We start from the raw sequence: 13,082 nt of genomic DNA on the forward strand, positions 1-13,082 counted from the left end.
CAAATATACAAAAAATGAGTGATTATAGCTTACCACCAATACCCTTAAACTTCTCTATGAAGGCCGATATCTTTTGGAAGACACTTTGTTTCTTCGTAAGATACTGCGGATTGAGAGGACTCATCTTAGGAAGGATAGCATTCAAGTCGGTACCATTATCACTGGCATATTCATGCTTCAACGACGTTTGTATATAACGTTTCGCAGCTTCTTCGTTCAGTTTCTCTTCAACGATTAAATCTGCAGCCTCCTCCTTTTGTTTCTTTTGCGCATACACAAAGAAAGCAGAAATTATACCAGACTTATCTTGAATAGGCTCTAAATCTGTTTCATGAATAAAGTCTACAATAAGCCCCTCTTTGGCTCTATTACCAATGCTCGACCTAATAATTCGACGCACCTCATCAACCAGCGACTCTTTATCCTTTGTTTTCTTATTATGTTCAAACACGAGTTCAAGAATATAATCAAGGTCGATTTCCTGTGATTTAAGCAGATCTATCTCAAATACAACATCATCCCAGTCTATCTTTGACTCCTCAGGAGCTTTCCCTTCTTTTTCTCTTCTAAACCAATCACGGATATCGTTGTAAGTTGAACGATAGTCTTGTACTGCGCGGTCTTGCAAGACATCAGTCTTCAACATTTCTGTTACGTCCTCATCTGTCAAGAAGTGTGAGTCTCTAAAAGCAGCAAGCTCATCTGGATTATTCTTATCAATCGTCTGTAACTCTTTGAGATTCGTAAACTCATCATAGTTTTGCAGGATATTTTCAACCTTCAAGTACTCACCGAAAATCTTAACAAAAGCTTTCTTATCTGCCTCTGTCACAATCTCATCAGGCTGTGGGAACTGTGCTTTCAGTTCCTTTACAATGTCTATATAGCCTTTGCGCGCATCACCCGTTGCAATATCTGTGAAGCCTTTAAGATATTCCTCATAACTCTTCTCAAGCACTACATTCTTTGTATTCTTATCACCAAACAGTGTGATTGCATCTACTGTTGCTTGTTCCAAGTCACGGAATGTAACAATATTACCGAATGTCTTCGTAGCATCATAGATACGATTGGTACGTGAGAAAGCCTGCATCAGACCGTGATAGCGGAGGTTCTTATCTACAAACAGGGTGTTAAGCATTGGTGCATCAAAACCTGTGAGGAACATTCCTACCACAATAACGAGGTCAATATCTTGATTCTTCACTCGCTTTGCCAAGTCACGATAGTAGTTTTGGAACTCCTTACTATCTACGCCAAAGCTTGTTCTGAACATTGCATTGTAATCGTTGATTGCTTTTGCCAGAAACTCTTTTGCACTACTATCCATTGCTGATGGTTCAAAGCTTTCGTCTTGAATATCACCAACAGCATTCTGCTCTTCATTAGCCGCATACGAGAATATCGTGGCTATCTTCAGCTTTTTCTCATCATCCTTTTGCAAGTTATTGAGTTCCTCATAATAGAGTTTAGCTGCCTCCACACTATTCACAGCAAACATCGCATTAAAACCTTTCTGTCCTCCTTGGTTTCTATGCGTCTTTAATTTGAAGTTCTTCAAGATATATTGAGAGACTTCTTTAATGCGATCAGGATGGAGCAAGAGTCTTTTATTCTCTGCTGCCGTCAACTTGATTTCGTCAGTTTCAGTCTCTAAGGATTTGAATTGTGGACGAACATCATTATAATCCACCTTAAACTTCAGTACTTTCTCATCTCGGATGGCATCCGTAATAACATACGAATGAAGTTCACGCCCAAACACGCTGGCTGTTGTATCTGCTCCCAAAGCGTTTTCAGGGAAGATAGGCGTACCCGTAAAGCCAAACTGATAATATCGCTTAAACTTTTTATGAAGATTCTTTTGTGCTTCACCAAACTGCGAACGGTGACATTCATCAAAGATAAAGACAACCTGCTGTTCGTAGACTGACAAGGCAGCCTCACTCTTCATCAAGTTATTCAGTTTCTGAATTGTCGTTACGATAATCTTATTATCGTCCTTGTCAATGTTTCGCTTTAGTCCCGCAGTACTGTCCGAACCGTTCACACTATCAGGAGAGAAACGCTGATATTCTTTCATCGTTTGGTAATCCAAGTCCTTACGGTCAACCACAAAGAACACTTTATCAATGAAGTCTAACTGTGTGGCGAGGCGAGCAGCCTTAAAACTGGTCAATGTCTTACCCGAACCTGTCGTATGCCAGATATATCCTCCTCCTTCTGGTTTACTCCATTGCTTTGCCTGATAAGAGCTTTTTACTTTCCATATCAGTCGTTCTGTTGCTGCAATCTGATAGGGTCGCATAATCAGTAAGTTGTCACTGGTATCAAAGACAGAATAGGTCAGCAACACCTGCAGCAGCGTATTCTTTTGGAAGAAGGTTGCCGTGAAGTCTTTTAAGTCCTTTATCAATGTATTATCAGACTTGGCCCAATTCATTGTAAAGTCGAAACTATTTTTGTTTCGTTTCGTAGTATTGGCAAAGTAGCGTGTATCTGTTCCGTTAGAAATAACAAAGATTTGCAAGTACTTATACAGCGAACTCTCACTATTAAAGCTTTCCTTACTATATCGATGCACCTGATTAAATGCTTCACGGATAGCCACACCACGTTTCTTCAGTTCAACGTGTACCATTGGTAAGCCATTGACCAAGATGGTTACATCATATCGATTAGCTTGTGTTCCTGCCTGTTCAAACTGATTTATTACCTGTACCTTATTGCGAGCAACATTCTGCTTGTCTACCAAATAGATGTTTTGGATATGACCATCATCAAAGACAAAGTCATAGATATAATCGTCTTGAACCTTTCGTGTTTTGTCAACGATGTTATCGCTGGACTTATCTAAATATTCCTCAAGGAAACGCTTCCATTCAGCATCAGTAAAGGCAACGTTATTAAGCGTTTGTAGTTGCTTCCTAACGTTTGCCAACAATGCTTCTGGGGTAACAAGGTTAGGGAGATATTCATATCCCTGTCCCTGCAAATCCTTAATCAACTCGTGTTCGAGAGCAGCCTCACTTTGATAGCCAGCAGGCGGCTCGTTAATCAGAAAGTTCTTTGTGTAACTGTCAAGAACTATGAAGTTCTGCAGTTCAGCGATAGTGTTGTATTGGGTCATTGTTTTGATTGGTTTTTATTTTAGAGGGAGGATAGGATAGCTAGAGAGCCTAGGGAGTCTAGGATTACTAGGACAACTAGGATTACTAGGGCAGCTAGGATACCTAGAATCATTAGAACAGCTAAGAAGCCCCCTACCCATCCTTGCTTTTATCTTCCAGCAGCCTTTTGAGCCTTGCCACCTCAGCTTTCAAGGCTACATTCTCCTCCTTGAGGGCTTGCATCATACGGTCTTGCTCCTTTCGATAGCCAGTACGGGCGGCATACATTCGTTCCTTGATACCTCCTTCTGTCACGAAACGCTTTTGCAGGTAATCGAGGTAGTTGCACATCATCCTATCCGTGATATGGCACAGTGAAAGTGCAGTATTGCAAAACTCCTCAGCCGTCCATTTACTTACGAAAGGGGCATAGTCGGCATAGTTGTTATGCTCTCGACAGAACGTCAAGAGGGCATTGTAGCGTGGATGGGCGGTTTGCCAAACCGTTAGCCCACGGGTATGGAGATAGTCCTCATAGTCTTGTCGAAGTTCCTGCAAGCTACTACGTGCCACGTTGAGCAACTTCAGTTCCATTTCCGTTGAGGTCATACCGTCTTCCTTTCCCTCCACAATGTTTTGTTTTCCCGAGCGTGCCGCCTGAATCATTTGGTCAACAGTGCGGTCGCCATAGGTTGGCAGGAAGCGTTTGCAAAAGACGAACGTCATTTGGTAGAGCGCATCGGCTTTTTGATAGAAGTGCAACGTCTTCCAGTCTGTGCCGCTACGCAGCACCTGCGGTTTGTGATTCTCCATAGGCATTATATTTCTTTTCTTAGTTTAGTCCACGCTCTTAATGTCTGAACGAGAGTAGCTGTTCTCGATAATACTCATATTGCTTTCTCCGAAGCTCTATTTCCTTTGGTAGTCCTTCTGATATCGAGTTCACCAAGGTGTCGAACTTATCGAGGATTGAAACTATACGTTCTTGCTCGGAGAGGGGAGGGACAGGGATTTTTATTTTTGACAATCCCTTAGCGTTAACAGCAGAAATCTTGCCTGAAGACACATGCCGTCTTAGCTGGTCATGAAAATTATTTGTTCTTGTAAAATATGCCACATACTTTGGATTCAGACTACTCCTAAAGATAAAACAAGCATCATGTATCACCACCGGAGTTTGAGACAGCCACGCTGTACCTACTCCCAAATCTTCGATAGTTTCACCAGCCCCCACTATAATAACATCATTCGTCAAAGCCTGTCTTAAATTCTTTTTATTAACTAATGTTTGCGAGATAAAAGACTTACTTTTATTAGCCCATATTCCATAGTAAGTATACATCTCACCATAATGAATACATGGACATCCTTGAGTAGTAATATCTGTTTTTACAAATCGCTTGCCACGAATAAACTCACCAACTTCTCCCAACGCCATAATAGAAACATTATTTAACCTTTGCCCCCCCCTATTTAACATATCAAAAGATAACAACTGGTTACGATAATACTCATACTGCCGCTTGCGGCAGTCCAGTTCCGCTTCCAGTTCCGCTTCCAGCGTAGTAAACTTATCAAGAATACGAACTATTTCTTCTTGAACATAGAGTGGAGGAACAGGAATCCGAATATTTGCTATTTGAGAGATTTTTAATGATGGATAAGATTTGTCAGGAATTAAATCACATATATCTAATTGTGACAAGAAATAAAACAAATATCTTGATAATGCTTTATTCTCTTTCCTGTAAATTGTTGCTAAATGAGATGACACATAGCTGTCTATTGATAACATAACTCTATGATTCAATAAAGTTGACACTCCACTCTTTGGTAATAATATAGTTTCCTTCTTAAAAAGACGGAGTCCTTTTATACCTTTCTCATTTAACTTATCTTTTATTTGATAAAAATTTATAGAATGATGAACTTTTCCTACATCAGATGTCCTACAAAAAGGATATTCTCCACCTAAAAAAAATTCATCATGCTGTGGTGCAGAATTTCCAGATGAAATTTCAGCCACCTCCCCTAACTTCTTCCATTCCACTTCTGCCCCATCCAGCAGTCGCTCTAAAAACGGGAATATATGTTGTTCTTTATTCTTCATTTTGTTGTTGTTGTTTTTAAGGGCGGAGAAGCTGCTCTGTGTCAGCCACATCAGTCTTGTAATATTTACCGTCGGCAGACTGCATTTTCAGTTGACTACAATTTGTAGCCAACTCACTGCCTTCTTTCTTAAGCCTTGTCTTTAAGACACTCCAGTACTTACGGGGGTTAGGGCTATCCGTAAGAATAGCCACAACATCTACAATAGAGAAATACCACTTCTCCTGCTCTGCATCCCAATGCGAACGTACCTGCCGGTTTTCAAATAGCTGAATGTTAATCATTGCTCCAACTCCTTTATAATCTCATCAATATCCGCACGCAAGCTATCTATCCGCTTAACGGTTTCGGCAACATCGGCATTGAGCTTATTGATGTCGATAACCTCTCGTTTGTCTTCCGCCTCAACGTATGAGCTCACAGAGAGGTTATAATCATTCTCGGCAATCTTTGCATTGTCTACGGACGTAGCAACATACTGCACCTCCTCTTTGTTTCCAAAGATGTCTACAATACGTTTGATATGCTCAGGTAATAGAACATTGTTATTCGTTTCTTTCTTGAAGAAGTCTTCACCGCTGGCATCGATAAACTGAGTGGTAGCATCTGATTTATGCTTTGACAAAACAAGGATATTAACGGCTATACTCGTACCATAAAACAGGTTGGAAGCTAGCGAGATAACCGTCTCAACAAAGTTGTTATCAACCAAATACTTCCTTATCTTCTGTTCCGCACCACCACGATAGAAGATACCGGGGAAGCAAACAATGGCAGCACGACCACGAGCAGAGAGGTAGCTAAGGACGTGAAGCACAAAAGCAAAGTCGGCTTTCGACTTAGGAGCCAACACACCTGCAGGAGCAAAACGGTCGTCATTAATCAACGTTGGATCGTCGCTACCCACCCAGTTGACAGAATAAGGAGGATTAGACACAATGGCATCAAAAGGCTTTTGGTCGCCATATTGAGGATTGATAAGCGTATCGCCTAAACTAATATCAAACTTATCATAATTGATGTTGTGCAGAAACATATTCATACGTGCCAAGTTATAGGTCGTATGATTGATTTCCTGCCCAAAGAATCCATCCTCAATGACGTGGTCATCAAACTGCTTCTTCGCTTGTAAGAGCAACGAACCCGACCCACAAGCAGGGTCGTAGATTTTGTTGACAGAGCTTTGCCCCAACATCGCAAGGCGTGCTATGAGGTTAGACACATTCTGAGGCGTAAAGAATTCACCACCAGACTTACCCGCATTAGCTGCATAATTAGAAATCAAAAACTCGTATGCATCGCCAAAAAGGTCAATTTCATTATCCTCAAACTTGCCAAAATCTAAGCTTTCTACGCCCTTGATGACCGCTGCCAAACGTCTATTCTTCTCCTCAACCGTATTTCCCAATCTGTTGCTCGTTGTGTCAAAGTCAGCAAAGAGTCCTTTGATGTCATACTCTGATGCATAGCCGTTAGCCGAACTTTCGATTGCACTAAAGATAGCAGCTAAGTCCGTATTCAGATTAGGATTTGTGTTAGCATTCTTAGCAACATTTACAAAGAGTTGACTGGGATAAATAAAATAGCCTTTCGTTCTGGTAGCATCGTCCTTTATCTCTGGAGTAATAACATCGTCAGAAAGGTTAGCATAGTCAACACTCTCGTCTCCCCCTTCGATGAAATTAGTAAAATTCTCACTGATAAAACGATAGAAAAGCGTTCCCAAAACAAACTGCTTAAAATCCCAACCATCCACTGCGCCACGCACCTCGTTGGCTATCTTCCATATCGTAGCTTGTAGTTCGTCTCTTTGCTTTATATTTGTCATTATTATAAATTAGGTTTTGTTCTTGACTGATTTAATCTGCAAATATACTATTTTATGATGTGTTAAACGAAGAGAAAGGTGATTTTAACATGGGGAGCGACTGCTTTTCTAAATAAAATTAGCGACTTTATCTGCAGAAAAAACGCACTCATGCGGCTGTAAAAAATCCTTACATTATTTCCATGTCTACACTCTCAAAAAGGCTTAAAACGTACTTAAAAAACTGCCTTTGTAAGTTACAGAGAGTCAGCAGGTTGCACAACTGCGTTTCAAAAGGTGCTTAGTAAGGGTTGAAAAGGGCGTTAGTTGCATTGCAAAAGGGCATCTTTTGCAAGTCAATTGGGCGTTAATTGAAAGGTAAAAGAGCATCTTTTGATTTTCAGTCTTTGAAGTTTATTTACAAAATAGAAGAAATTAAAGAGGGATGCACAAGTTGATGTGCATCCCTCTTTTCGTATCATTCCTCGGCTTCCCATCACCTCAGAGTCCTTTACTCGTTCAAAAAATGAGAGTGGAAAAGTTAGTGTGGGACTGTTTAATATGAGGAGGTATGAGCGGATTAGTCGCTCAAACCGAAGAGTTCTTTATAACCAGGGTTTTGCGTTAGCTGCTTATTGAGCGCACGCTGGCTGGTAGGAACCATGCTCAAGTAATAGGTGTCTAACCATCCGCCATGTGCAAGTGGACTCTCATAGGTGTAAATCCAACCGCTTCCAGCAGTGTTGTTCTCGGCAGAAGCCTTACCACTTCTCATGATTTCTTCATAGTCTACAAACTGACCTGAGTAGGCATTAGCCTTTGGTGCATAGATGTTATCGGTAGCTGTTGTCCACAAGCCACAAGGCTGACGGTTGACATAATAGGCAGCCTTTGCCCAACGACGGATATCATAGAAGGCAAAGCCCTCACCGAACAACTCAATCTGACGCTCACGGCGAATCTCCCACAACACTGGGTTTACGTTGTAGTTGCCGAACTTTCCGCCCTTACCTGTCCACCAAGGAGCATTACCCTTGTCACGATTAGGATCGAAACTGTCGTTGATGTCAGCCACTGTCATGTGTGCAACACCAGCACGATCGCGCAGTTTGTTGATAGTCTTATCAGCCACAGCTTGGTCGAACTGCTGCAACTCCCATGCAGCCTCAGCATAGTTTAAGAGCACCTCTTCAATCTTAAAGATTGGTTTGTCAGCTGTACAGAAAGCCGATGAACCGGTTGAGAACTCCCACATATCATAGTTCTTCCAGAAGTAGTAACCCGTACGACAACGCATATATGGCACACGAGAGTCGGTTGTGAGGTTAGGACTCACCGGTGTAAGCGCAGCACCCCAGTTCTGTCCGGGACATCTCTTCATACCCTCACCGCCATAAGAACCACCACGCAAACACTTCTCGTTAGCACCCATATAGTCGATGTAATAACGATACTTGGCAGCCTCATCAGCTGTAACGACGTGTCCTTGGTTGTTATCACCCGCCTTCAAGAACTTCCAACTCTTAAAGGTGTTGACGTTATCAACAGCGCCTTTGTGAGGAGCTACAACGTAAGGAGGTTGGATATTCTGATAAAGACGAGGGTCGCGATCAGCGAAGGTACCCCACATGTCTTTGCCCTTACCACCCTGATAGCCAGAGGTTGTATTACCGATTGGCAAACCATTCTTCATCAAGAACATATCAACCGTGTACTGAGGAACGTCAGCACCATTGGCAGCAATATGCTCGAAGTCGTTATAACGATTCATCAACACATTGTTAACAAACTCCTTATAGAAGATAACTCCCGGCTTACCCTTTAGGCTCTCTGTGGTCCACATCTCGCCATATCCAGTAGCAGGTTGGTTTTGTTTGTCCTCGCCTTTATACAAAGTAGGATAAGCATCCATCAGTTCCTGCGAAACTGTTAGACACTTCCGTAGATAGGTTTCATAAGGCTCGTTGAGTCCATGATACTTTGCCCATGTACCTTCGCGGAGCAAGAAACGAGACAAAGCAGCCTTCACGACGTTTGCTGTCACTGTATTATCGCCATCGTTAAAGTTACCAATATTAGCCGCAGCATACTCCAAACGCGCCACGATACTATCTGCTACTTCTGCACGAGGAGTACGTGGTCCGTAGCTTTCTGGCGAACTCTCGTCAAGCACTTTGTTCACCCAAGGCACATCACCAAAGCGGTCGATGAGTTCCATATACCAGTAAGCTGAGAAGAAATAAGCCACCGAACGCCAGTGAGCAGCTTGTGCCTCTGTGAGCGCACCATCATTAAGATGACTCAACATAATGTTCACTCGACGGATATAAGAGAAGTCCCATCCTCCTCCATCGGCTGTTGCCGTAATGGTTTGATAGGCGTATGGGTTGCGAGCATTATCACGATGAGTCACCAATCCGCCATACCAATCACCATAGAACTGCGCATTCATATAGCTATTGTTAATACTGGTATGAATCGTAGTGTTCGTGAACATCTCATAACAAGGGTTCATAAACGCCTTGAAGTTATCGTATTCCTTAAACGCATTCTCCTCAGTGAGGTCGGTCAAAGGATATTTCTCAAGGAAATTATCATTGCATGCCGTTAGCGTTGTTGCTGCAACACAGATGGCTGTTAATATCTTTTTCATAAGTACTTACTATGATTAGAATGTGATACTTGCACCCAAAGAGATAGTGCGGTAATAAGGGTAGCCCCATGAAATGCCGTTGCTGAGGGCGTTAGCAGATGAAGAAGGTGCTGTACCTTCAGGGTCATAGCCCTTTGGAAGACTGCTAAATGTAGCGAGATTCTCGATACTTAGATAGAACTTAGCATCCTGTATGAAAGCTCTCTTCACCCACTCCTTAGGAAGTGTATATGCAAGTGTGATGTTCTTTATACGCATATAGGCTGCATTCTGCAGATACTTGTCGCTCACACGAGTGTTAGAACCCACGTTGTTTCCTTGGTCATAAATACGGAAGAGCTTACTATCTGGATTCACAGGTACCATATAGTCGCTGCTTGTAGGGTCGTAGCTCTTAGCTCTCCAATAGTCGGTTTGATTCGCATAGAGTGCTTGGAACACAGCATCTCCTGCTCCTGCACCACCGAATGGGAACAGAGCTGGACCGCCAAGCCAGTAATCTCGCTTGCCTACACCCTGTAAAAGCACTTCCAAACTCCAACCTTTATAAGCCGCACCAAAGCTTATACCGTACTGATAACGTGCTGCATCATTACCGATAATCTTGCGATCACCAGGGTTGTCAACAGTGTTATCGCCTGAATTAATTACACCATCGGCACGCAAGTCTTTAAACTTCACGTCGCCCGGCTGTGGATTATAGCCATTGATTTTTACTACACCTTCTTTCAAAGTCCAAGTTTTATGCTTCGCATCATCAGCATTAAAGTCGTTGATGGTGTAGTATCCATCCGTCTCATAACCCCATATCTCACCAATCTTTCTACCTACATAATAGTCAGAAAGCAGGCGTGACTCATTGTTGAACTTGGTGATTTCAGCCTGACTATCATAGATGTTAAAGCCTACATGATAGCTAAAGTCGCCAATCTTATCGCGCCATGTCACGTTAAGTTCCCATCCTCTGTTTTTCATGTCAGCCACGTTCTGCAGCGGAGCGGCTGTACCTACAACCTTAGGAATCTCTATACCAGCTGCCAACATACCTGTTGTACGACGGTCGAACCAGTCGAATGTAGCTGTAAGACGATTCTTAAAGGCATAGAGATCGAAGCCAATATTAAGCGTAGTCACCTTCTCCCAAGTGAAGTTGCGGCTTACCAAGCCCGGAGAAGTGATGTAAGTTGTCTTTCCTTCGCCATCCAAGATATAAGTACCATTGCTATGCAGACTCATTACAGGTGAGAACTGATAAGGGCTGATACGCTGATTACCCACAGAACCGTAGGATGCACGCACCTTAAAGTCGTCCAACCAACTGCGTGACCAGTTCATAAATGACTCTTGACCTAAACGCCATCCCACACTCACTGATGGGAAGAAACCGAAGCGATGGCTCTTAGGGAACTTAGAAGAACCGTCATAACGACCGTTTAACTCAAGTAAATAGCGGTCCATGAAAGAATAGTTCAGACGTGCAAAGCCACTGCGAATAGAGTACTCAGAATACTTATCATCAATGGTCTTCTCGCCTGTACCACCTGCAAACGATGGTACGGTAGGAACAGCCTGAGCAAGTACATTACCATAGAAATAGCGATAGAACGACTTTTCTTGGTTGAAACCAGCCATTGCCTTGAATGAATGTGCGCCCCAACTGTGGTCGTAATTCGTAAAGATATTCAACGCATTATACTTTGTTGTAGCGTCATACATACGATAGAAGTCCTGACCTTTCTCAGTTGAATACTTAGCAGCCAACTGCACATCAGCAAATCTAAATCTGTTAGAATAGAACTGATAGTGCTCATCAGTGCGGTTATAGGTGTACTCACCAGTAACGGTCCAACCCGGCAACAGCTTGAAGATAGAGCGCAAAGAGATGCGTGGAACAGACTGCTCACTAAAAGCAGAAGGGGCATTGGTCAACATATTCAGAGGAGTCTGCGATGGTAAATCGTCTGAAATACCAAGGATTTCACCAGGGATAAGACCTTCTGGATAATAGTTTATCAGTCGAGTAGAATAGAAACCACTCATGTTACCTACATTCTCAGGCGACTGTCGCACTGAATTGGTATAGGTAAGGGTTGCCTCTTGAGTAAACCATTTCTGCAAATCGGCTGAAACAAAGCCGCTGATGGTCTTACGTCTGAACATATCTTTATCCGTAACCAATGGTCCGTTCTCACGGCTCAAACTTCCTGAAACACGATAACGTATCTTGTCAGTACCACCAGAGATGGTCAGATTATGATTGGTAATAGAACCCGTTGTGAGAATATTCTTAGCCAAATTCTTCTCTGACAACCAGTAGACACGGCCATCGGTGTCTTTGAAGATACCATCGCCAACGGTTGCAACAGAAGAAGGGTCAGCCTGATACTTCTGCAAATAGTCGCGCCACTTGCTTACATCACCATTACCAGCCCAATAAGAATTAGAGTAACCTGCCTCAAGATAAGCATCCAAATACTGCATCAAAGAAGCCTGCTCCAAATGGTTGAGCGACTGTTCCCATCCTAAACTAAAGTTATAGTTAGCTGTAAAACGGGCGTCATTCTTCGGATGTTTCAGTGTTACCAATATCACACCGCCTGCTGCACGCGCACCATAAATAGCCGAGCTGGCAGCATCTTTCAATACCGTTACACTCTCGATATCTTCAGGGTTCAGCATACTCAAGTCGCCTTCTACGTTGTCAATCAAGACTAACGGACCACCTCCATTGATAGAAAGCGTACCACGTACGTTCAATGACTTAGAATAACCGGGACCAGAACCACCACCGATAGTAAGTCCAGGCATAGCTCCTTGCAGTGCTGCTGCTGCGTTCACCACAGGTCTATCACCCAAGACGTCGCTCATCTTCACTTGAGAAACAGAACCAGTGAGGTTGGCTTTCTTTTGTAATCCATAACCAACAACGACCACTTCGTCAATGGCTTTGACATTACTTTTCAGTGTTACAGCCATATTAGTAGCTGCTTTCTGCTCTGACTCGTCAAAACCTACGTAACGGAAAACCAGCGTAACGCCAGTTGGCACCTGTATAGAGAAGTGTCCGTCGAGGTCGGTAACCGTTCCGTTTGACGTTCCTTTCTGCATAACAGTTGCACCCACGAGTGGTTCACCCTGACTGTCTTTAACAGAACCTGTGATTGTTGTTAACGTTTGCGCATCCACACACAGTGGGACAAGCAACAGCATAATGAGCAAAAGCCTGCCCATCGCTTTCATAGTTCGATGTAGATAAATGTTCATTTGTATAAATTTAGGTAAATTGTTTTCAGTTATCTATAGCTTCATTTTAGGTTGGCTATTCGCCATTATGTGCATTCATATCGCCATCTCTGCGCCATGTCACACACATAAGTAGTATGCCTTTTCAGGCTTAACCCCG

At 42.8% G+C, this 13,082-nt stretch carries 6 protein-coding genes and 1 pseudogene; all 7 read right to left on the minus strand.

What is annotated here, in order from left to right:
- Positions 1–22: 22 nt before the first annotated feature.
- Positions 23–3,130, minus strand: coding sequence for an HsdR family type I site-specific deoxyribonuclease (locus tag PMEL_RS07855; protein ID WP_120174813.1), 3,108 nt, complete (start codon positions 3,128–3,130; stop codon positions 23–25).
- A gap of 133 nt (positions 3,131–3,263) precedes the next feature.
- Positions 3,264–3,923, minus strand: coding sequence for a four helix bundle suffix domain-containing protein (locus PMEL_RS07860; protein WP_231999449.1), 660 nt, complete (start codon positions 3,921–3,923; stop codon positions 3,264–3,266).
- 37 nt (positions 3,924–3,960) lie between these two features.
- The gene (locus tag PMEL_RS07865; RefSeq protein WP_120174815.1) at positions 3,961–5,220 is read right to left on the minus strand and encodes a restriction endonuclease subunit S; all 1,260 of its coding nucleotides are present in this window, start codon (positions 5,218–5,220) and stop codon (positions 3,961–3,963) included.
- 22 nt (positions 5,221–5,242) lie between these two features.
- Positions 5,243–5,503 (minus strand): annotated as a pseudogene (locus tag PMEL_RS07870) (hypothetical protein); the annotation flags it as partial.
- The gene (locus PMEL_RS07875; RefSeq protein ID WP_120174816.1) at positions 5,500–7,047 is read right to left on the minus strand and encodes a type I restriction-modification system subunit M; all 1,548 of its coding nucleotides are present in this window, start codon (positions 7,045–7,047) and stop codon (positions 5,500–5,502) included. The gene PMEL_RS07875 and the pseudogene PMEL_RS07870, both read right to left, overlap by 4 nt.
- A 559-nt stretch (positions 7,048–7,606) precedes the next feature.
- A complete protein-coding gene (locus PMEL_RS07880) occupies positions 7,607–9,679 on the minus strand; it encodes a RagB/SusD family nutrient uptake outer membrane protein (RefSeq protein WP_120174817.1) in 2,073 nt (690 codons plus the stop codon).
- Between the two features lie 15 nt (positions 9,680–9,694).
- On the minus strand, positions 9,695–12,910 hold the full coding sequence (locus PMEL_RS07885) for a TonB-dependent receptor (RefSeq protein WP_317125178.1): 3,216 nt from the start codon (positions 12,908–12,910) through the stop codon (positions 9,695–9,697).
- Between the last annotated feature and the right edge of the window lie 172 nt (positions 12,911–13,082).

Source organism: Prevotella melaninogenica, assembly GCF_003609775.1.
In the GTDB taxonomy this organism is placed as follows: Bacteria; Bacteroidota; Bacteroidia; order Bacteroidales; family Bacteroidaceae; genus Prevotella; species Prevotella melaninogenica_A.

Coding starts and splice junctions, on each gene's coding strand:
- PMEL_RS07855 (WP_120174813.1), bottom strand. CDS start 3,130: ATGACCCAATACAACACTATCGCTGAACTGCAGAACTTCATAGTTCTT.
- PMEL_RS07860 (WP_231999449.1), bottom strand. CDS start 3,923: ATGGAGAATCACAAACCGCAGGTGCTGCGTAGCGGCACAGACTGGAAG.
- PMEL_RS07865 (WP_120174815.1), bottom strand. CDS start 5,220: ATGAAGAATAAAGAACAACATATATTCCCGTTTTTAGAGCGACTGCTG.
- PMEL_RS07875 (WP_120174816.1), bottom strand. CDS start 7,047: ATGACAAATATAAAGCAAAGAGACGAACTACAAGCTACGATATGGAAG.
- PMEL_RS07880 (WP_120174817.1), bottom strand. CDS start 9,679: ATGAAAAAGATATTAACAGCCATCTGTGTTGCAGCAACAACGCTAACG.
- PMEL_RS07885 (WP_317125178.1), bottom strand. CDS start 12,910: ATGGGCAGGCTTTTGCTCATTATGCTGTTGCTTGTCCCACTGTGTGTG.